Annotated in this window: 16 protein-coding genes and 1 tRNA gene; 7 read left to right on the forward strand and 10 right to left on the reverse strand. The window is 63.0% G+C overall.

Annotation, left to right across the window (positions count from 1 at the left end; all coding sequences use genetic code 11):
- From AC0KVN_RS06255 to AC0KVN_RS06285, 7 genes are all read right to left on the reverse strand, one after another.
- Nucleotides 1–1365: an LLM class flavin-dependent oxidoreductase gene (locus AC0KVN_RS06255; protein WP_483656019.1), complete on the reverse strand. Its 1365-nt coding sequence runs from the start codon at nucleotides 1363–1365 to the stop codon at nucleotides 1–3.
- Nucleotides 1366–1378: 13 nt separating this feature from the next.
- Nucleotides 1379–3883, reverse strand: a complete 2505-nt coding sequence (locus AC0KVN_RS06260) for a TonB-dependent receptor plug domain-containing protein (protein WP_483656020.1) — start codon at nucleotides 3881–3883, stop codon at nucleotides 1379–1381.
- A 41-nt stretch (nucleotides 3884–3924) separates the two neighbouring features.
- Nucleotides 3925–4887 (reverse strand): ABC transporter substrate-binding protein, encoded by a 963-nt coding sequence (locus tag AC0KVN_RS06265; protein ID WP_483656021.1) that lies wholly within the window; start codon nucleotides 4885–4887, stop codon nucleotides 3925–3927.
- The gene (locus tag AC0KVN_RS06270) at nucleotides 4887–5732 is read right to left on the reverse strand and encodes a class II aldolase/adducin family protein (RefSeq protein ID WP_483656022.1); all 846 of its coding nucleotides are present in this window, start codon (nucleotides 5730–5732) and stop codon (nucleotides 4887–4889) included. The genes AC0KVN_RS06265 and AC0KVN_RS06270 overlap by 1 nt, the downstream gene beginning before the upstream one ends.
- 174 nt (nucleotides 5733–5906) lie before the next feature.
- Nucleotides 5907–8603 carry an exo-rhamnogalacturonan lyase family protein gene (locus AC0KVN_RS06275; protein ID WP_483656023.1) on the reverse strand — a complete coding sequence of 899 codons (2697 nt, stop codon included), beginning with the start codon at nucleotides 8601–8603 and terminating at the stop codon, nucleotides 5907–5909.
- 14 nt (nucleotides 8604–8617) lie between these two features.
- Complete coding sequence (locus AC0KVN_RS06280; RefSeq protein ID WP_483656024.1) at nucleotides 8618–9313, reverse strand: DUF6250 domain-containing protein; 696 nt, start codon at nucleotides 9311–9313, stop codon at nucleotides 8618–8620.
- Nucleotides 9310–12093, reverse strand: a complete 2784-nt coding sequence (locus tag AC0KVN_RS06285) for a TonB-dependent receptor (protein WP_483656025.1) — start codon at nucleotides 12091–12093, stop codon at nucleotides 9310–9312. The genes AC0KVN_RS06280 and AC0KVN_RS06285 overlap by 4 nt, the downstream gene beginning before the upstream one ends.
- Nucleotides 12094–12590: 497 nt before the next feature.
- Here AC0KVN_RS06285 and AC0KVN_RS06290 point away from each other — a divergent pair, with 497 nt between their 5' ends.
- From AC0KVN_RS06290 to AC0KVN_RS06300, 3 genes are read left to right on the forward strand one after another with little or no spacing between them, the layout of a single operon-like run.
- Nucleotides 12591–14696 carry a TonB-dependent siderophore receptor gene (locus AC0KVN_RS06290; RefSeq protein WP_483656026.1) on the forward strand — a complete coding sequence of 702 codons (2106 nt, stop codon included), beginning with the start codon at nucleotides 12591–12593 and terminating at the stop codon, nucleotides 14694–14696.
- Between the two features lie 2 nt (nucleotides 14697–14698).
- A complete protein-coding gene (locus AC0KVN_RS06295) occupies nucleotides 14699–14980 on the forward strand; it encodes a PepSY domain-containing protein (protein ID WP_483656027.1) in 282 nt (93 codons plus the stop codon).
- Nucleotides 14958–15794 carry a PepSY-associated TM helix domain-containing protein gene (locus tag AC0KVN_RS06300; protein WP_483656047.1) on the forward strand — a complete coding sequence of 279 codons (837 nt, stop codon included), beginning with the start codon at nucleotides 14958–14960 and terminating at the stop codon, nucleotides 15792–15794. The genes AC0KVN_RS06295 and AC0KVN_RS06300 overlap by 23 nt, the downstream gene beginning before the upstream one ends.
- 353 nt (nucleotides 15795–16147) lie before the next feature.
- On the opposite strand, the gene AC0KVN_RS06305 is transcribed toward AC0KVN_RS06300, so the two are convergent.
- The gene (locus tag AC0KVN_RS06305; protein ID WP_483656048.1) at nucleotides 16148–16354 is read right to left on the reverse strand and encodes a hypothetical protein; all 207 of its coding nucleotides are present in this window, start codon (nucleotides 16352–16354) and stop codon (nucleotides 16148–16150) included.
- Between the two features lie 325 nt (nucleotides 16355–16679).
- A tRNA-Met gene (locus AC0KVN_RS06310) sits at nucleotides 16680–16756 on the reverse strand.
- Nucleotides 16757–17052: 296 nt separating this feature from the next.
- On the opposite strand from AC0KVN_RS06310, the gene AC0KVN_RS06315 reads away from it, so the two are divergent.
- The 4 genes from AC0KVN_RS06315 to AC0KVN_RS06330 all read left to right on the forward strand — a co-directional run bounded on the left by AC0KVN_RS06315 (nucleotide 17053) and on the right by AC0KVN_RS06330 (nucleotide 21138).
- Nucleotides 17053–18462, forward strand: coding sequence for a circularly permuted type 2 ATP-grasp protein (locus tag AC0KVN_RS06315; protein WP_004212139.1), 1410 nt, complete (start codon nucleotides 17053–17055; stop codon nucleotides 18460–18462).
- A gap of 91 nt (nucleotides 18463–18553) precedes the next feature.
- Entirely contained in the window at nucleotides 18554–19486 is a 933-nt protein-coding gene (locus AC0KVN_RS06320) for an alpha-E domain-containing protein (protein ID WP_004212140.1), read from the forward strand.
- Between the two features lie 20 nt (nucleotides 19487–19506).
- Nucleotides 19507–20373 (forward strand): transglutaminase family protein, encoded by an 867-nt coding sequence (locus AC0KVN_RS06325; RefSeq protein ID WP_435566415.1) that lies wholly within the window; start codon nucleotides 19507–19509, stop codon nucleotides 20371–20373.
- Nucleotides 20374–20400: 27 nt separating this feature from the next.
- On the forward strand, nucleotides 20401–21138 hold the full coding sequence (locus tag AC0KVN_RS06330; protein ID WP_004212142.1) for a proteasome-type protease: 738 nt from the start codon (nucleotides 20401–20403) through the stop codon (nucleotides 21136–21138).
- 15 nt (nucleotides 21139–21153) lie between these two features.
- Here AC0KVN_RS06330 and AC0KVN_RS06335 read toward each other — a convergent pair whose 3' ends face one another.
- Entirely contained in the window at nucleotides 21154–21870 is a 717-nt protein-coding gene (locus AC0KVN_RS06335) for an alpha/beta hydrolase (protein WP_313229175.1), read from the reverse strand.
- Nucleotides 21871–21897 lie beyond the last annotated feature (27 nt).

A 21897-nucleotide genomic window follows, 5' to 3' on the forward strand; every position in this document is an offset into this window, starting at 1 on the left:
TCAGTTCCTGACAGCCGCCACTGGCGGGGGCCGGGTGAAGCGGTTGTCCGGGCGGTCGAGGCCCAGATTGTCGCGCAGCGTGGCGCCCTCATAGGCGGTGCGGAACAGGCCGCGCCGCTGCAGTTCGGGGACGACCTCCTCAACGAAACGATCGACCGATCCATGCAGGTCGGGGAACATGATGTTGAACCCGTCGGCCGCGCCGGCGCGGAACCAATGCTCAAAGTCATCGGCAATGTCGCGCGCGCTGCCAAACAGGATGCGGTGCCCGCCGGCGACCATCTTGCGCAGCAATTGCCGCACGGTCGGCTGTTCGCGGCGGATCAGGTCGATCACCAGTTGCTGGCGGCTCTTGTGCGTGTTGGTGACCGGGATCGCGGCGGGCAGTACGACCGGTTCGTCCAGCGGCAGAGTCCAAAGGTCGATGCCGATATTGACGAAGCGGGATATGCCCTTGAGCGCGGAAACCGGATCGAGCAGATCCTGAAGCGCTTCGTAGCGGGCACGGGCTTCCTCGGCATCCTGGCCGACATAGACCGATATGCCGGGCAGGATGCGCACGTCACTGCGCTTGCGGCCATAGCTGCCGAGGCGCGCAGTGATGTCCGCCCCGAAAGCCAGCGCCTCGTCGATCGTCTGGGCGGCGGTGAAGATGATCTCCGCCGTTCGTGCTGCCAGTTCGCGGCCGTCATCGGATGAACCGGCCTGGGCGATCACGGGGTAGCCCTGGACCGGGCGGGCTGCATTGAGCGGCCCCTGTACCGAAAAATGCGTGCCCTTGTGATCCAGCCGGTGGAGCTTGGCGGGGTCGGCCCAGATGCCGCTCTGCTTGTCCTGGATGAAGGCGTCATCTTCCCAGCTATCCCACAGCCCTGTGATGACGTCGAAAAACTCCTCCGCGCGCTGATAGCGCTGGGCATGCAGGACATGATCCTCCCGGTTGAAATTCTCGCCGCCGCCGAGCGATGTGACCAGGTTCCAGCCGGCTCGTCCCGCGCTCAGATGATCGAGCGAGGCGAGCCGGCGTGCCAGCGTATAAGGTTCGTTATAGGTGGTGTTGGCCGTGCTGATGAGGCCGATCCGGCTGGTGACCACGGCGAGCGCGGGTAGCAGCGTCAATGGATCCCAGCGCATGCCCTGCGCCGAGCGCGCCAGCGAATCCGTGTCGAGATCGGGAATGGCGACGCTGTCGTTGAGGAAGATCGCGTCGAACAGTCCCTGTTCCAGCTTCTGGGCGACGCGGGCATAGGGGGCGAAGCTGCGCGAGGCATCGACATCTGCCTCCGGCAGGCGCCAGCTCGCATTATGCGAGCCGTGCCCCGACAGGAAGGCGCCGAGCTTGAGCGTGCCGGAGGGGTGGGGCATGCCTGCGTCTCCATCAGAAGCTGAAGGACAGGCGGCCATAATAATAGCCGCCATAGAAGCCGAACGGGGACTGGGCCGGATAGGGCGGGAAGCCGTTGGTATCCGGCAGCGTATTCTTGTCGGGATAGGTATCGAAGAAATTGTTCGCGCCGATCGCGACGTTGATATTGCGGGTCGCCTGGAAGGACAGGTCGATGTCCGCGATCCACTTGGCGCCGTAGAACTGGTCGGTCGCCGCCGTCGTGCCGAGGAAGGCGACCTTGGCGTAGCGGGTCTCGCGCAGGTTGAGCTGGAGATTGCCGAGCTTGAGATCCTGTCCCAGGATCAGTTTGGATCGGGGCAGGTTGCCGGCGATATAGCCCTGCGCCTGGCGATCGAACAAGGTGAGGTTGAGCGCCGCCAGTTCCGGCGGGTTGTCGGCCACATGCGTGATCTTGGTCTTGTTATAATTATAGCCGAGCGTGAAGCGGATCGACTTGTCCTCGCCCAGCGGTTGGAGATAGTTGGCCACGGCTTCGACACCGCGGGTCCGGGTGTCGATCGCATTGGCGAAATAGCGCACCGAATAATTGGGGTCGAAGCCGTTCGCGACCAGGATCGCGCTGACGCCCGCGCCGGTCAGATAACCAGTCTGGGCGATGCGATCGTCCAGCTTGATCTGATAGGCGTCGACCGACAGGTTGAAGCGCGTGCCCAGCCTGTAGGTGAAGCCGGCGCTCAGGTTGAAGGATTTCTCCGGCGTCAGCGGCTTGGCGCCGAGCGCGTCGCCGATCGGCGTGCCGGGCCGCACCGACTTGGCAGTGATGAAGGTCTGGACGCCGTTGACGGTGGTATATTGGTTCGACGTCTGCGCAAAGGCGGACTGGGCCAGCGAGGGTGCGCGGAAGCCGTTGCTGATCGTGCCGCGGATCGCGAAATGATCGGTGAAGTCGTAGCGGGTGGTGAACTTGCCATTCAGCGTGTCGCCGGCGCTGTCGTCATAATGTTCGGCCCGACCAGCCAGCCCAATGAACCAGCGCGGCACCGGATTGATGCCCAGGTCGACATAGGCGGCATAGCTGTTGCGGGTCAGCTTGGCGGCATCCTCGGGCGTGAGCACGATCGCCCCCTGTGCGCCGATAGTGGCATAGCGGCCGGCCAGCGGCGTGCCGACGGGATATTGATAGAGGCCGTTGGCATAGGCTTCCGGGTCGCCGGCGATGGTCTGGAAGCGCTCATAGCGATGCTCGGCGCCGAAAGAGATTTTCAGCGGTTCGGCAAGGCCGATATCCACGCCCTTGGAAATATCGAGATTGTTGGTCCACTGGGCGAATTTTGCGGTGAAGGTCCAGAATTCGGTTGGACTTGCATCGCCCAAGGAGGCGTTGAGGCTCTCCGTAGAGCCGTTTTTCGACCGGTTCTCGCCATAGGTGCTGGACAGATCCCAGCTCCAGCCACCCGCTTCGCCCTTGATGCCGGCGAGGATCTGGAAATCATTCTCGTTCAGCGTGTAGTTGGGCGCATAGCCATCGGGATAGATGGACAGCACCGCATTGGTGGAATTGGGGCGGCGGAAATTCTGCCCGATGATCGCTTCGCGGGTCGACCAGGTCGAGGAGGAATAGAGGGTTGCGGCCGGCGAAAGCGGCAGTTCCGCATTATAGAGGATCGTCAGCGCGCGCAGGTCGGGCAGGCCGCCGGTGAACACCGTCTTGTCCCGGCTTTCGCGTGGATCGGGCTGGCCGTTGGCCAGCGGGTAATAGAAGGCGCCGGTCGCGGGAATGGCGCGGCGGGCATGATTATTGTCCTTGGCGCTGGCGGCGATGTTGACGAACCCGTCCGGCCCCAGCTTGAAGCCGATATTGCCACCTGCCTCGATATTGCGCCCATCGGAATTGCCGCGATAGCTGTAGCGCTTGCCGCCGTTCACGGTCAGCGTGCCGCCATGGTCGTCATCCTTGAGCACGATGTTGATGACGCCGGCGATCGCATCCGATCCATATTGGGCGGCGGCACCATCGCGCAGCACCTCAATCCGCTTGATGGCGGCCGCCGGGATCAGGTCGATATCGACCGAATTGGCGCCCTGGTCAACGCTACCGGTCGACAGGTTGAGCAGCGAGCTATTGTGGCGCCGCTTGCCGTTCACCAGCACCAGCACGTGCGACCCGCCCAGGCCGCGCAGGCCGGCTGGACGCGCTACGCTGTTCCAGGACGAGGAACTGACGGTCAGCGAGTTGAAGCTGGGCAGGAGCACGCCGAGTGCGTCGCGCAGCGAACTGTTGGCCCCCAACGTCGCCAACTGGCTTTCGTCGATCACATCGATCGGCACCGGGCTTTCCAGCGCGGTGGTAGCCCGGCTACGATTGCCGACGACAACGATCGTTCCCTCGGCATCGGCCGGGGCCGGGGCTGCAGCCGGGACAGGTTGTTCCTGCGCAAGTGCCGCCGAACCGATCCCGAGCGCGGTTAGCGTCGCGGTGGAAAGCCATAGCTTGCGCAGGACGCCAAAGGTCGACCGGCTGATATCATGTCGCATAAATTCCCCCTTTTTTAAGATGTTCGTGACGGTCGGCCCGATCAGATCAGGCCAAGTTCCCACAGCGCCGACAGATCGAAGCGATCCCGCACCAGTGCGAAGCGGGCGAGATCGTCGGCGACATGTTGCAGGCTTGCGATGGCGGTTTTGGCGGGCGGGACGATCAGGGCGGGTCGGCTTGCCTCGCGGGCCAGGCGCTGGAACAGGGCGGCGGGCTGGCTGCTGAGCGTTGCCGACAGTGCTGCCCAGCGTTCCGGGTTTCGCTCGATCCATTGCCAGGTCGCCTGTTCCCGGCGCAGATAGTCGCGGATCGCCGCCCGCTTAAGCGGATCGGCCAGCGCGGCCGGATGGGCAGAGATGCAGAAATTGCCCGAATAGAGACCAGCGACCGATCGGATGATCCAGCGCCCGCCGAGCAGGCTTTCGGTCAACAGGGCGGAAATGCCGCCGGTGACGATCGCCTCGACATGGCCACGGGTGAAGGCGGCATTGGCGTCGTTGGCGGGCAGACCGACGGCCTGCACGTCGGACAGGCGCAGATCATGCGCTTCGAGCAGCTTGAGCAGATAATAATGATTGTTGGTGTTGGGCGTGTAAGCGATCGTGCGTTCGCGCAGGTCAGGAAATTGCCGTGCGCTCGATCCCTTCACCACCAGCACGCCGCTATTGTTCACGTCGCCCTGGTGGGTCGCGATCAGCCTGAGCGGCGTGCCTGACTGCAGCGCGAAAGCCGGTGGAATTTCGCTCATATAGGCATAGTCGAGCGCACCGGCGGCATAGGCGTTGAGCACCAGCGGGCCGCCGGGCAGGTCGACATAGCGGACCTGGTAGGGCGTGTCGGCCTGTCCTGCCGCCGCCATGAAATTGCCGGCCGTCGTCTTGTAGCGCCAGACGCTCAGGGTCACGTCGGACAATGCCCGTTCCGTGGCCGCGCCGCATCCGGCCAGCGTCAGGGCACCGGCGCCGGCCAGCAGCGCCCGCCGGGAATAGAGCTGCGCAGGCATCAATCGAGCAGATCGGGCTGCGCGCGGACGATCTCGTCCCAATAAGGGAGAAAACTGAGCCATGCCCATCCTTCCCGTTGGTCGGGAGACGGAAGCTGCGACGGGGGATCAATGATCGGGGTTCCCGCGGCCCGTGCCGCCAGTTGCACGCGGGCCGCGCTTTCATAGGCGATGAAGCGCCAGGCCGCGCTTTCGACGCTGTTGCCGACGGTCCAATGACCATGATTGGCCCATAGGAGAATGTTGCGGTCACCCAGTGACCGGACGAACTGCTGCGCGACGGCGTCACGACCAGCGACGGTATCTGACAGGCGATCGGGCATGAAGACTACCTGATCCCCATGGAAGGCGGCGAGGTCGGCGATGATCGGCTCGATCGGCTGCCGGAAGGCGGACCAGGTCTTGGCATGGAAACTATGGGCATGGACGATCCCGACGACATCCGGCCGGGCGCGCTGGACGGCATGATGATAGGGGATGCCGGATATGTTGACCGGGCCGTCACCTTCGACGACCCGCCCGTCGCTGTCGATCCGCAGCAGGTCCGAAACCCGGATATGGGAAAAGGGGACGCCGACCGGATTGACCCAGAAATGGTCGACATGTTCAGGATCGCGGGCGCTCAAATGTCCGGCAAGACCAGGCTCGACGCCATGCTGGGCCAGCAGGCGCAGCGATGCGGCCAGTTGCTGTTTGCGGTGCAGCCGTTCGTCCCGAACTGTGCGCCGGGCCGCTTCCGCATGCAGCCGTGGCGCATCGCCATCGCGGGGGACATCATGGATACGAGGACGCAGTAGCGCCGGGTGCGAGAATTTGTCCGCGTGACTTTGCGATATTATCGTCATTCACCGCTCTCGTTGGCAAACGTGGCTGGTGATGTTTTTTAGATATGTCCCGTGATATGTATCAAATGACTATGGCGTCATTTTGAATTGTAAGATCGAATAGGTGAATATTATCTATTTATGATTTTTCCTTTTTTATCATTGTCGCAATTGATCGATCATTGATCGAGATGTTCAATCTGGCGGGACCAGGGCCAGATTCTGGATTGCTGCCAGCCCCCATTGGGCTGCGCCATTTGTCGACAGGCCGGGAATCTCCACGATGCCGTCGCCCGCCTGCATGGTCGTCAGGCCCGGTTTCAGTTCACCGTCCTGAAATTCGTTCCAGGCGCGCGCTGCCAGCGCCGTGTCCTGCAACGCGTGCGCGGCATAGGCGGTCAGGCGTGAATGGGCCTGGCGCAGATTATGGCCGCGCGGCGCTTCGCCAAAACGCTTTTCCCATTGGTCGGCGGGGGCGTTGTACCATTTGCAGTAATCGATCCAGGCCGCTTGATAGCCCGGCGCATCGACCAGCGGCAGAAGTTCGGCCATGATTTCGACAATGCCGAAGACCGCGTTGAGGTGGCTGACGCTGACATGATCGCCGCCGGACACGAAGCGGCCGCTGGCGAGATCGAAATTGGCGCCGCCAGCCCACCATTGGCGGGGCAGGGCGGCGATGCTGTCCATGCCGGCCAGGATGCGGTCGCGCCAGCGGCGCTCGCCGGTCCTTTCCCATTCGGTGAACCAGGCCGCGACCAGGCTGCCCCAGCTTGTACCGAAGGACAGTTGGATCACCCCTTCCGGCAATCCAGCGGGTTTGACGACGGCGCCGACCCCGCCGGGCGGCAGCGATTCCGGCGCCCGATCGGCAACCTTGCGGCCAATATCCACATGTTGCAGCACGCGGTCGGAATGGACCAGCGCCCGCATCAGGTCGCCGACCCGTTCGTCGCCGGTCAGATAATAGAAGATGCGGCGATAGGCAGCATTGGATACGCGCGGCTGCTTGCTGCTGTCGCTCCAGTGCTGGACGCCATGGCGCGTGCCAAGGCCGGCCCAGGGGCCGGAATGATAGACGTCGACCTCACCGGTGTGCTGGGTCATCGCTTCCGCCATGCGGAATATGTCTGCCCGGCCCGATCGCAAATAGCTGTACCAGAACCACAGGTCGGTCGACAATTCGCTATTGTCCCAGGCATAGCCGCCAATGTCGTAGCGCCATTGATGCCGGTCGCTGTCATAGCTGTGCATCACGTCGCCATGGTTCCAGAAACCATACCAGTGGCGCCGGTCGATCTCGTCGCGATAATGATCGATCAGCAGGTCATTCTGTCGCTCGATCGCCAGGCACAAGGCACCGCTGGTCGCGCGTGGCGCCCAATCGCCGAACACGCCGGCGGCATGAATGCGATCCGGCTGGACCTGCAACCGGGCGGGGCTGGCCACCTGGGCGGCATAGCTGTCCAGCGTTGCGGCATCGGGCGTCGCGGGCAGCGCCCAGAGCCATAATTCATTGGTTCGGGCGATGCCTTTGACCTGATCCCAGCCGGGTTCATAATCCTCATAGGTCATGTCCAGCCCGTCATTCTGGCGGGCATAGTCGGTCATCCCCAGCACATCGCGATAGGAGCGCATGTCCATGGCAGGCGCGTCTGGTGCGTGCAGCCAGGCGGTCAGGTCGGCCGCATCCCCCGCCGCCCCGTCAATGTCGAGCTGGACCGGATGGCGTTTCCAGAAATCGGCCATGCCGATCGCCGCGCCGCCCGAGGGCGTGCCGACATAGGCCAGCCCACGGGCGCGATCGCCTTCGAGCGACTGGATCGGCGCACGCCCCTTGCGGGTGCGCTTGGTCAGGGTGAAACCCTGGGCATTGCCCTGGAACAGCCGGAAATCGCCCCATGCCGGGATATTGTCGAGCAACTGGCGCAGCCGATCCGGCAGCGTGTCGACCGACGGGGTTGCACGTCCGTCAATCTGTGCCTGACGAAAGGCTTCGCCGACATCGCGGCGCAGGCCCGTGAGCGGCCGAACTGCTTCACTGAACAGGCCATGATCGGTGGCGATGCGGACATGTCGATCGTGCAAGGGCGCGGCCATCGGCACCTGCGCCCGGATGCCGAGACCGCGCAGGAAATCGCGATCGGCGTCGCCATCCCAAATGAAGCTGTGGACGATGCGGACGGCCGGACTGTCGGCGGTGAAATAGAGGCGCAGGCTGAAGGGCAGCCATTGGCGGCTGTTGTCGGCATGACTGCCCTCCACCTTGACGACGGCACGGACCGGACCGCTTTGTTCGACGGTCAGCGCGTCGATCCGGCTGGTGTAGCGCTGGATCGACAGATTTTCCGATTCCTCGTCAGACGCCGCATTCTGGACGCTGGCCAGCAGATGGACATTGCGCAGCAGGGTTTGGCCATCCCGTTCTGCCGCGGCGATGATGGCGCTGCCTGTGCGGGGCAGGCGCCAGGATGTCGCGCCAACATGCACCAGCACGGCACCGGCCTGCTCTTCGACCCGGACGGGATGCGCGGGAGCCAGATTGCGTCCGATGCCGATCGAGACATGGGAGGGGCCTCTGTCGATCATTGCCGGCAGCGCATGGCCGCTCCATTTGATCGATCCGTCCGGCCAATAGGCCAATGGCCAGCTTTGCAGCGGCAATATGGCACCATCTGCACCATGCACCTGAAGCCTGTCCGTCCCGCGCAGCGTGCCGCGGGGCCAGGGCGTGCCCCAACTTTGGCCGCCGTCCCAGGCGGGCGGGCTTCCGTCCAGCCAATGCACATTCGTTGCCGGCGGCGCCTTCGCGGCGCGCGCGGGTGTCGGCAGGGCGAGCACGGCGCCACTCAGCAGACTGGACTGGAGCAGGGCGCGGCGGGAGAGGGGCATGGGGTTTCCTTGGGTCAGCGAAGGGCCCGGACGGTGAAGTCGCGGATTTTCAGATGGCTGGCGGTGGTGCGCAGGGCGAAATGGCCATGGGTGTAGGGATGATCGTCCTGAAAGGCGAACAGTCGCCGGCCATCGCGCAAGAAGGCGATCTTGTCCCCGTCGGCAATCAGGACGATGTCCTGCCAGCGATTGGCGACCAGCATGTCTTCTGGCCCGCGCCGGTCATTTTCGGGCAATAGCGGCCGGTCGCCGGCGCGGCCGACATAGCGGCGAAAGCGGGTGGTGCTGTTGCCGTTGCCGCCCAGCCCGACATAATAGGTCTGCAGGCTGTCATACTCCTCGAACTTGCCGCTGCGCGGCCGGGCCAGGACATCGCCGTCTGGCACCGCAGGGTCATTGGCCATCCAGAAGCAATTGAGGTCGCTCAACCGGTCATGGGGACCGCCCTGCGCCACGGCGAGCGCCCGGTAGCGGATTTCGATCGGCCCCTTGAGCAGGGGGCGGAACCACAGGGTAAGCCCGGCGGGCGCCTCGATATCGAGCAGCCCGCCCTGCGCGCGCACGGTGGCGGACTTTTCGGCTTCGATCTGCCATTGGTCCAGGCCATGCCGGAAATCGTCCCGATGCAGCAGGCGGCCGGTAGCGGCACGGGCAAAGGCCGGCAGGAGCGAAGCCCCCGCCAGGCCTGCCAGCGTATCGCGCCGCGTCACAGCTTTGCCCGGACGCCGAAATAGATGCGGCGGCCATAGGTTTCGATGACATTGCGGCGATAGATGCTGTTGGCATTCTCGATCCGGGTGGAATCGGTCAGATTGACGCCCTCCAGGAACAGCGAGACATGCGGGTTGACGACATAGCTGGCTGATCCGTCCAACTGGCCGAACGCTTCGCCAAAGGACGGATTGTTGCCGCGATCGACCGCGTTGATCAGATAGCGGCTGCGCCAGTTATAGGATCCGCGAATGGCGAAGCGCCCATCATCATAGAAGAGCGAGGCATTATAGCTGTTCCGCGACACGCCAGGGAAGGGCAGGCTGGCATTGGTGAAATAGTCACGCCCTTCATAGCCCTTGTCCTTGTTGTAGGTATAGTTGGCGATCACCCCCAAATGGCTCAATATACCGGGCAGGAAATCGAGGCCCAACTGAACGCCGGCTTCGACGCCCTGGATGGTGACATGCTGAGTGCCGTTGACCGGCAGGCGGATGGTGTAGACTTGCCCGTCAATTTCCTCCTCACGGCTGTCGGTGTCGATGAAGGACTTAATGTCCTTGCGGAAAGCCGTGACGGAGAGATAGTTGGTGCGCGAGATATAATATTCGACGCCCAGATCATATTGCCAGGCCCGATAGGGCTTCAGCCCCGGATTGCCGCGCGATCCGGTCAGCCCAACGGGATCGAGCCGGACATTGGGCGCCATTTGCGAAGGGGCGGGGCGGGCTAGCACGTCAGACGCGGTGGCGCGCACCACCAGCCTGTTGGGGACGAGTTCGGCACGCAGGTTCGCGGATGGCAGCAGAACGGTATATTCGCCGGTGTAGCGGGCAGGGGTGATGACGCCGCCGCTGCTCTGGCTGCCGGTCGATATGGTGCGGGTGTGGACAAGGCGCGCGCCGAACACGCCGGACAGGTCGAAGCCCAGATCCGCCTTGAACGCGGCCTGACCATAGCCGGCGATGGTTTCTTCCTTCACCCGATAGGTGTCGAGCGGCGATATGCTGGTATAGGGATCGGGAATGCCGATCGCATTGGCGAGGTCATCGCCCAGGTTCCACCAGCGGTCGATGCCCGAAAAGCCAAGGTCGCCGGTCTTGAAGAAGCTGCCGTCGCCCATGCCGCCATAATTGCTGAGCAGGCTTTGGATCGTCGCGAGCTGGGCGGCGGGCGTCGTGGTCGCCAAAACCTGCGTGCCGCTGATGCCCGACCGGGTCAGGGTCGTCTGGCCGGTGATGCCGTTCAACGTGTAGACCGCGTTGCTGAACCGGCTGCTCGATACCAGCCTATTCTGTTCGATGCCGCCCTTCAGCGATGTCAGCAGGCCGTCATTGTCGGGGCGATATTCGGCGTCGAATTTGGCGCCTTGTTCTTGCTGGCGGTTGAGGCGCGGCCGTGCCTCGACGGACAGCGTGTTGATGCCCTGGGTCGTGGTGGTGTCGATCGGCAGGATGATGTTGGGCGCATGCTGCGGATTGTCATAGTCGATGGTGATCCAGGGCAGGGCGTCCTTGCCGGATACCGACGCGGTCACGTCGACCTCATCATTGAAGACGCGCGACGCGGCATAGGTGCCGCGGGCCGACAGCTTGACCTTGCCGACCTGCCATTCGGCACCGACGATGCCGTTGAAGGTGCGACGGCGCAGCCCGCCGATGACGCTGCGATAATTGACGCTGGGGCCGGTCCCGGCGGCGCTGTTGTTCACGAAGGTGACGGTCTGGGCTGTTTCATCGCGGATCACGACGCCGGTTGGGTCGATGCCGCCATTGGCCACCGACTGGGTGGTGGATAATTGCAGATACTGGTCGTCCGATCGCGTATTGCTCTTGGTGAAGGTGCCCTCGACATAGGCCTTGAAATTATCGTCCGGGCGCCATTCGACAATGCCATTGAGGGCATAGCGCTTGGTGGGCTCGGTCGCTGTGATATAGCGCGGAATGTCCGGGTAGAAATCGCCAAAGCCGCTGCCGTCCAGGTCGACGCAGCGGGCTTGGTTGCGGCCCGACAGGCAGTTCTGGCTGGCGGGCGTTGCCGGTTGCACCGTTTCCACCTGGCGCCAGCCGGTGGTGCGCGCCTGATCGTAGCGGATGGTGCGATCTTCATAGGTGCCCGACAGCAGCACGCCGATCGTGTCATGGGCGAACAGCTTGGAGCCGATCAGCGCGAATTTGGGATCCACCTTGTTCGCCAGTTCATTGTAGATACCCTGTGCCGACCCGGCCAGATAGCCTTCCTTCGCATCGAACGGGCGGCGCGTGATGATCCGTACTGTGCCGCCCAGGCCGCCTTCGGTCATGTCGGGCGTGGCGGACTTGAGCACTTCGAGGCGCGAGACGAATTCGGCGGGCAGGTCGCGAAAGTCGACCGCGCGGTTGCTGCCATTGCCGGCGGCGGCGGCGATCGAGGTCGACAGGGCCGACTGGCCGTTAATCTCGACCCGGTTGAGTGATGGATCGGCGCCGCGAATGGTGATCGCCTGGCCCTCACCGCCGCCGCGGGTGATCTGGACGCCGGTCACCCGCTGGAGCGCTTCACCGATATTCTTGTCGGGAAATTTGCCGACATCCTCGGCCGAGATGACGTCGACGACCTGTGCGGACTGGCGCTTCACTGCCAGCGCGTCGGCCAGGCTCTTGCGGATACCGGTCACGACGATGTCGGAGCGTTCCGTTGCCCCTTCCTGAGTGGCTTGCGGCGTGGATTGATCCTGCGCCTGGGCGAAGGTGGATGTCGTAGAGAGCAGCAGGAAGACGGCGCTGGTAAGACGATGCACGACAGAGGACCCCTTTTTGTCGGACTATTGGACGAGGGGCGGGCTAAAGATAACGGAATTGGTAGACAAAAAAGTTTTTCTACCCCGGCATGAAGGGACGGGCGGTGGCCGCTGCTTCTATTGGCAACGCTAAACGTTTGAAATTGGGACTTTGATGCTGGCGGGGATGACGACAAGGGGATTAGGCGTCGTCGGCGCGCATGAGCGCATCGGGCTCTGACACGACCTATGAGATATATTCATGGATCGACGACGGCGTATTTGCCTTGAACCGTCGTGCAGCGTTCCTGGCAGAATGATAGGCGTGTGTAAGTAGAGAGCTCACGACCCTTCTTTGCCATTAAGCCGCCTATATTTCGGCTCCAGGTGCGGCCGGTCCGCTTCCCATCTTGTTGGACGATCAATCGTGGCCGGAGTTGGGCATTGGCTTGCATCCCGGATCCAGAATGCGTAGCGCGAATAACTCTCATTAGCGAATCGAATAATAGGGGGTCGCTTTGTCCATCTTTCGTGCGGCGCTGCTGGCGTCTGTCTGCACTTGCGCGTCCGTCGCTTCGGCTCAGGAGGCGCCGGTTGCGGCGCCCGAAGCCGGCAATGCCGACCAGATCATCGTCACCGGACGCGCCCAGCGGCTCTATCGCACGGAAACCACGACTGTCGGCAAGACGACGGAAGATCCGCTCAACATCCCTCAAGCCGTGCAGGTCATCAACAAGGATCTGTTCGCCGATCAGGGCGCGCGCGACGCGACCGACATCTACCGCAACATTTCCGGCGTCAGCTTCTTCAGCTATGCTGGCGTCACCTTCCGCGGCTTCCGGCAGGACCAGTCATTCTATGACGGCATGCGTGGCAACCCGTTCATTGGCTTTTCCGTGCCGCAACTGTTCAACATCGAGCGGGTCGAAGTGTTGAAGGGGCCTGCAGGCCTGTTCTTCGGCCCCGGATCGCCCGGCGGCATCATCAACTATGTGTCGAAGACGCCGGAGGACAAGACCGGCATGCGGCTCGTCGCGACCGCCGGCAATTACGACCGTCGCGGTATCTCCGCCGAAGCAACCGGCCCGATCGACGATGCTGGCATCGTGACCTACCGCCTCGGCGGCTTCTACGAGGCGTCGAACCCCTATTGCATCAACACGAAGAATGTCTCCCTGATCGGGGACGGTGCCGTTGCGATCAAGACCAATGAGGGCGGCAAGCTGACGCTTCAGGCGACGATCTACGATAACGACCTGCAAGCCAACCGGCTGCGCGGCGTACTGACCGACAATGACGGTAATTTTCTGGGCAATATCCGCTGGAATGCAAACGAACCGACCGACTTCCTGCACCTCAAATCGCAGGCCTATCAGGCGCGCTATGCCACGGCGATCGGCGATCGGGTGACGTTCGATGCGGGCGTGCGCTATTTCAAGGCGACCGAAACCCAGCAATATCACGAACCGCGCGGCTTCGTCGCTGGCAGCACGGACCTTGTCGCCCGCGAGTTTCGCGACCAGATCCGCGACGTCGATGGCCTGTCTTTCTCCACTAACCTGACCGCACGTGTTGACCTGCTGGGCATGGAACACAAGCTGCAAACCGGCGCGGACTGGTATGACGAGACGAGCGTGCTCAATAGCCGCATTCTGCGCGCGGGCGTCACCCCGCTCAGCCTCAGCAATCCCGTCTACACCAACAGCGCGCGCGACGTGGCACGGGCCGCCCTGCTGCCTTTCACCGTCACTGACACGCGCACGAAGCGCAAGGGCGCCTATCTGCAGGACCAGATCAGCCTCACCGATGCCTTCATGCTCGTGGGCGGCGTTCGCTATGACAGGTTCGAGGACGGGGTGGTCGGCAACCGCTTTTACACCGATGATGATGTGACCTTCCGCACCGGTGCAATCTTCAAACCGCGCCACGACGTATCCGTCTATCTCAGCTGGTCGCAAAGCTTCGAGCCGCAGAGTGCTTCCAGCCAGACGATCGATGCCGGCGGTCCCTTCGCCCCCGTGACCGGCGACCAGTTCGAGGGTGGGGTCAAGACCGATCTGTTCGACGGCCGGTTGCAAGCCAATTTCGCTGCCTATCGCATCGTGCGCAAGAACATCCTTCAGGCCGATACCAGCCTGCCTCCAATTAATGGCCAGGATCAGTTGCGTCCGATCGGCGAAGTGACAGCCAAGGGCTTCGAGATCGACCTGTCGACCGACATCACGCCCAACTGGGTGGCGCTCATCAATTACGGCTATAACGACACGAAGATCACCGGCACGATCGCGGGACAGGCGATCACCAATGCCGTGGGCAACCGCTTCGCCAACGCACCCAAACACAAGCTCGGCTTCTGGACCCGCTATCAGCTGCCCGCGATCGACACCGCCATCGCCTTTGGCGGAGAATATGTATCGCGGCGTATCAGCCTGTCGGGACAGGGGGTGAAGCCCTACACCATATTCGACGCCTCGCTGACGAAGGGGCTCGGCTTTGCCGAACTGATGCTGCGTGTCGACAATATCTTCGACAAGGTCTACGCCGCATCCGGCTTCTCGGCGCAGAGCGGCCATTTTCCCGGCGAACCGCGCACCTTCCTCGCTGAACTGCGCTTCAACTTCTGACCATGGCAAAGGCGCAGGGCAAGAAGGGGCGTTCGCTCTGGTGGGTGGTGCACAGCTGGATCGGCCTCAAATTGTCGATCTTCCTGACTTTCATTCTGGCGACCGGCACGCTGGCAGTCTTCGCGCATGAGTTCGACTGGCTCGTTACGCCTGCCATGCGCGTTGCACCACGGGCCGAACCGGTCGCGTCCTGGGGGGGCGTGGGCGGATGCCGCCGCTCGCGCAGCCCCCGATGCGCGCCTCCAGACACTCTATGCGCCGATCGATCCCTGGTTCACCGTTGAAGCCTGGATTGATCATGGCAAGGGTGCGCCCGAGCGCATCTATGTCGATCCCTGGACCGCGCAGGTGACGGGCCGGCATGACTGGGCCAATGTCCACCGTTTCCTGCGACAGGTGCATCGCCATCTGATGCTGCCTACGAAGATCGGCATTCCGCTCGTCTGTTCGCTCGCGCTGTTACTGGCCGTATCGCTTGTGTCGGGCGTGGTCACTTACAAGAAATGGTGGCGCGGCTTCTTCCGCATGCCACGCGGCGGGGATGGTCGTCGCCTGACCGGAGACCTTCATCGACTGCTTGGCCTCTGGAGCCTGTGGTTCGTGGCCCTAATCGCGCTGACGGGCATCTGGTATCTGGTGGAGACGCTGGGCGGTAATGCGGCCGTGCCAAGGCTGCCCGAAATCGCCGCCGGCCCGACACCGACCGGACAGAGGCTGGATCGACTGGTTGCCATTGCGCGACGGACCGATCCGGCGCTCGACATCCGTGAAATCCGGTTCATGAAGGACAATGGCGTTGTTCTTCTGGGCCAGTCCTCCGCCTGGCTGGTGCGGGATCGCGCAAATGCTCTCGCCATCGATCCAGCAACCGGCAAGGTCATCACCAGACTCGACGGCCGCAACCTCGACGTGCATCAGCGGATCTCGGAAATGGCCGATCCGCTGCATTTCGGCACATTCGGCGGCATCTGGACCAAGGCCCTCTGGTTCCTGTTCGGAGCAGCATTGACGGCCATGGCCGTGACCGGGACAATGATATACGCCATGAGGCTTGCAAAAGCCTCGCGCGCGCAAGGTAGCACGATGGGGCTCGCCTAGCGGGGCATGGGTATATGGGCCTATATCGGCCTTGCCCTCATCCTGCTCGCTTTGGCACTGACGCCGGGAGCAATAGGCGGCGCCAGTTAAAGCGATTCTTCCGGGTTGTTCAGCGGTTGTTCGTGCCTTTCGAATTGCCGACCGTCGGCTTGGCGCTCAACAGTCGAGGATGGGTGGTCAGGGTGTGTGCGGGCTAACCGATGAGCGACGTTCGTCAGGAGCCTTGCTGAAAGCGTCTGCCCGTTTTGCTTGGTATCAAAATCCTGTGCTACTTTCCGGGGTAGCCCATCTGCCAGGCGATCGTAGATGCCCTGCTTGTCACTGATCGTGTGGGGCCTCAATTTCTTGCGATCCTAGCGCCTGATGGCGGCGATATAGGCTTGATGCGCCTTGTCGAGCGTCATCGCTGCGCGTGCCGCTTCGGCGCGCTGGATCGCCAGAGGATTTTCGCCTCGCTGCGTGGCTTCATTGAGTTCCACTGCCCATTGGCGGGCCGCCGCTATGGAAAAGGCAGGAAATGCGCCCAACTGCTTGGTTATGATCGTTTTTGCGCGCGCGATACGGCGTCGGTACCATCAGGTGCGCCGTCCCTTGTCGTCCACTTTTAGACACAGGCCGGGCACGGCAAGATCGGAATAGCGGCCTTGTCCCAGCATTTCGATCTGCGCTGGAGCCAATGTTTTCGGGTTTTCCATGATGACCTCGATCGTCTCGAGGAGAAGAAAAGCATGACACAAATTCTGACACAATTCCTGTCAAACCGGGGCCAAATCAGGCCAATCCAGTCCATCCGGGGCATTTGCGGGAAAATTCGACATCATGCTCAGCATCGCCTGTAAGTCGCTGAAAAGCGACGGTTTTGCGATCATTTCGATGTCTTGGAAATGGTAGCGGAGGAGGGACTTGAACCCCCGACACGCGGATTATGATTCCGCTGCTCTAACCAGCTGAGCTACTCCGCCCCATGGGCTTCGCAGGGGGTGTTTCCCTGCGGTGAGGCGGCGCTATACGCAGGGGATGGACGGTGGTCAACGGGGCGATTGCAAAAATCTGCATTCTTTTTTGAGCGCCCCGCCAGAGCCCCCGTCGCGCGCTCGTTTGCGCGCGTAGAAACGATCGGCGCGACCTATTTCCGCAATCCTGGCATCGCCGAAGGAACGCTTTTTCCGCTCCGCCATTTTTGTCTTGCAATCGCAACGATGCGGCGCACTATTGTTGCAATGCACAACCGGCCGAGGGCCGAGGGAGGAACGACAACTTGCCCTTCCATGAAATGTTTGAGCCTGATGGTTCGCTGCGCCCCTGTTACGACGAAGTGCAGAAATGGGTGGAGCGGACAGGCATAGCCGGGCTCAATCGTCGCATGGATGAGGCGGAAGCGATCTTCCGGCGCATCGGCATCACTTTCGCCGTCTATGGCGAGGGCGGCGACCCGGAACGACTGATCCCCTTCGACCTGCTGCCCCGCATCTTCACCGCGAACGAATGGCGCATCCTCGACAAGGGCATCCGCCAGCGCGCCCGCGCCCTCAATGCCTTCCTGCACGACGTCTATCATCGTGGCGAAATCGTGAAGGCGGGTATCATGCCGGCCGACATCATCTATCGCAACAGCGCCTATCTGGCCGAAATGGCCGACTTCACCCCGCCGGGGAAAGTCTACAGCCATATCGTCGGCATCGATATCGTGCGCACCGGGCCGGGCAGTTTCGAGGTGCTGGAGGATAATTGCCGCACCCCCTCGGGCGTCTCCTACATGCTCGAAAATCGCGAGATCATGACGCGCATGTTCCCCGAGTTGTTCGCGCAGGGCATGGTCGCGCCGGTCGACGATTATCCCGCCGAACTGCTCAAGAGCCTGAAGGAAGTCGCGCCGCCCGCCTGCAAGGGCGATCCGGTGGTGGTGGTGCTGACGCCCGGCTCGCTCAACAGCGCCTATTATGAGCATAGCTTCCTCGCCGACCTGATGGGCGTGGAACTGGTCGAGCCGGCCGATCTGTTCGTCGACAATGACCGGGTCTGGATGAAGACGACGCTCGGCCCCAAGGCGGTTGATGTCATCTACCGCCGCATCGACGACGAATATATCGACCCGCTGGTCTTCCGGCCCGACAGCCTGCTCGGCGTCCCCGGCATCTTCAGCGTCTATCGCAATGGCGGCGTGACGCTGGCGTCGGCGCCCGGATCGGGCATCGCCGACGACAAGGCGGTCTATATCTATGTGCCCGAGATGATCCGCTTCTATCTGGGTGAGGAGCCGATCCTCGACAATATCCAGACCTGGCAATGCTCCAAGCCCGACGAAATGGCCTATGTGCTGGAACATCTGCACGAACTGGTGGCCAAGGAAGTCCATGGTTCGGGCGGCTATGGCATGCTGATCGGCCCCAAGGCGAGCAAGGCGGAAGTCGAGGCCTATGCCGAGCGGATCAAGGCCAATCCCGGCGAATTCATCGCCCAGCCGACGCTCGACCTTTCGACCGTGCCGACCCTGGGGCCGGCCAGCGTGGTCGGCCGCCACGCCGATTTCCGCCCCTATTGCCTGGTCGGCAAGCAATTGCGGCTGGTCCCCGGCGGCCTGACCCGCGTGGCGCTGACCGAAGGGTCGCTGGTGGTCAATTCCAGTCAGGGCGGCGGGGTCAAGGATACCTGGGTGTTGCAGGATTGATGGGCGCGGCCGCTTCTCTCCTTTCGATTGCCCCTGATGATGCCGGGCCGGGCGCAACGACGCCGGCCCCCACGGTGAAAAGAGCCAAGACATGCTGAGCCGGACCGCCGAAAATCTCTTCTGGATGGCGCGCTATATGGAGCGCGCCGAAGCCACCGCCCGGCTGCTGTCGATGGGGCAGCGCATGGCGATCCTGCCGGGCGCGCATCATCGCGACGAATGGCGATCGGTCGTGCGCGCGACCGGGGCCGGGCATCAGTTTCCCGATGGCGTGCCGGTGACGGAAAGCGATGTCGTGTCCTTCCTGATGCTGGACGCCGACAATCCCAGCTCGATCCGCTCCTGCCTGCTCAAGGCCCGCGCCAATGCCAAGTCGGCGCGCACCATGCTGACCCAGGACATGTGGGAGGCGCTGAACGACGGCTGGCGCAAGCTCGACAGCTATGACGTGGCCGAGGCCAAGGCGCAGCTGCCGGCCCTGATCGACTGGGTGAAGACTCGTGTCATGACCTTCCGCGGCGCCGCCCATTCGGGCCAGCTGCGCAATGAGGGCCATGATTTCCTGCGCTGCGGGTCGGCGCTGGAGCGGGCGCAGATGACGCTGCGGCTGCTCGATGTGAAATATTATGTGCTGCTGCCCGAGACCGAGGTGATCGGCGGCAATCGCGACCATTATCAATGGACGTCGGTGCTCTATGCCCTGTCTGGTGCGCGCGCCTATCATCATGTCTATGGCGGCACCTATACGCCCTGGCAGATCACCGACTTCCTGATGCTCAACCGGCTGTTTCCGCGCAGCGTCGCCTATTGTTGCGATCAACTCGCCTATCGGCTCAACCGGCTGGCCGGCTGGCACAATGCGCGCGGCACCTGTCATGACACGGTGAAGCAACTGGTGAGCGAGCTGGAGGAACTGGACGCCGGCGAGATTTTCCGTCGCGGCCTGCATGAAACGGTGCAGTACAGCCTGATGATGAGCAACCGGCTCGGCGTCGAAATCGCCGAAACCTATCATTTCGGCTGAAGGGGGAGGGGAAGCGCGCCATGAAATTGCTCGTCCGTCACCAGACCGTCTATGGCTATCCCGCCTCCGCCGGCCGCGTCGCCATGCGGCTGAAGCTGGTGCCGGTCGATACGCCGGGCCAGAAGGTCCATGACTGGCAGGTCAGCATCAATGGCGAGGCGCTGACCAATTTTCGTCCCAACAGCTATGGCGAGATGGAGGCGGTGTGGGTCCGCCATGATAGCCTGAACGAGGCGGTGATCGTTGCCGAGGGGCTGGTCGAGACGCGCGAGACCCATGGTATTGGCGGTCTGCCGCAATGCCGGGTCGATGCCCGCTATTTCCTGCGCGACACGGCGCTGACCAGGGCGTCCGATGCGATCCGCGCCATGGTTGCCGCCCTGCCGGAAGGAGACGGGCCGCTGGCGCAACTCCATGCCCTGTCTGCCACGATCAGCGATGCCGTTCAGTATCGGCCGGGCGTGACCGGCGCCGACACGACCGCGGCGCAGGCCTTCGCGCTGGGTGCTGGCGTGTGCCAGGATCATGCCCAGATATTCCTTGCCGGTGCGCGCCTGCTGGGCGTCCCGGCCCGCTATGTCTCGGGCTATCTGCTCGCGGCCGAGGGCGATCTGCTGCACGAAACCCATGGCTGGGCCGAAGCGCTGGTGCCGGGGCTGGGCTGGGTCGGATTCGATCCGTCCAACCGCGTCTGCGTCACCGAACGCTATCTGCGCCTGGCCAGTGGCCTGGATGCCGACGAAGCTGCCCCGATACGGGGCTCCGTTACGGTCGCGGGCGATATCAGCATTGACGCCGATGTCCGGATCGCGCAGGCGGAAGACGGAGTCGAGGAACGGCAATTGCAACGCCAGCAACAGCAGAGCACGCCCACGCCCCGCTCCTAGGGTAGAGATAAGCAGGACTTCGGGGCGATGACCTATTGTGTGGCGGTACGCGTGGACCAGGGGCTGGTCATGCTGTCGGACACCCGGACCAATGCGGGCATGGACAATATTGCCCGCTTCCGGAAAAGCTTCACCTATCATGTCGAGGGGGAACGGGCGATCACCTTGCTCTGTTCGGGCAATCTGTCGATCACCCAGGGGGTGAAGACGATGCTGTCGCGCGCGATCCGCGAGGCAGAGAGCGATCCCGAGGTGGAGACCATCCTCAATTGCGACACGATGCACCGCGCGGCGCAGCTGGTGGGCGATGCGATGCGCACCATGCAGGGCCGCTACCGCGAGAGCATTGCGATGGACGGGTCGGCCGCCAGCGCCTCGATCATGATCGCGGGCCAGCGCAAGGGCGGCAAGCCGCGCCTCTATCTCATCTATTCGGCCGGCAATTTCATCGAGGCGACCGAGGACACGCCCTTCTTCCAGATCGGCGAGCATAAATATGGCAAGCCGATCCTCGACCGCATCATCCAGCGCGAGACAAGCCTGGAGGATGCGACCAAGGCGGTGCTGGTGTCGATGGATTCGACCCTGCGCTCCAACCTGTCGGTCGGCATGCCGCTCGACCTCACCGTGATCGAGACCGACACGTTCGACTTCCGCGTCCGCACCCGGATCGAGGCGGACAATGAGGAATTCGCCATGATTTCGCAGGGCTGGTCCGCCGCCCTGCGCAAGGGGTTCGAGGATCTGCCCAACGTCCTCGACTAAGGGTAAGGTGAGGCTCTAACCCGCCACCTCCATCAACATGGTCGCGACCGCCTCCGGCTCGGTGATCATCAGGTCATGGCCGGTATCGATCTCGAAATTGCGATGGCCTTCGAGCTGGCGGGCGCGTGCCGCGTCCGGGCTGTTCTGCAGCGCATGGGTGCAATTGATATTGGTGCGCGGCAGGCGAAACGCCGCGTCGCCATTTTCCAGCCGTAGCGGCTGGCCGAAGCATTTCCACGGATGCGGCGTCAGCCGCGCCTCGGTCCAGGCGACATCGGCCGGATCGGTGATGCCGAAGAACCCCGCCATGCCGGGGAAAGGCCACATCACCAGTTCGATCCCGTCGACGGTGCGGCCCATGGCACGGGTCGGCTCCATCTGCGCCGGTGCCACTATTTCCAGCGATTCCCCGTCCCTGGGATGGGCGGCGTCCAGATAGACCAGCTCGCGGATGCGCTCGGCCGCACGATCGGCGACACCGGTGATCACCATCCCGCCATAGCTGTGCCCGACCAGGATGACATCCTCCAGCCCCTCGAACGTCATCAGCGCCACCACATCCTGGATATGCGTGTCGAGATCGATGTCGGCGTTGAGCAGATGGGCGCGCTCGCCAAGGCCCGTCAGCGTCGGGCAATGGACCTCATGCCCCGCCGCGCGCAGCCGCCGGGCGACCTGCTGATAGCACCAGCCGCCATGTCCCCCGCCATGTACCAGCACGAATGTCGCCATGCTCCGTCTCTCCCATTATCTATCGAT

The sequence above is a fragment of the Sphingobium sp. SG1 genome (assembly GCF_057063145.1).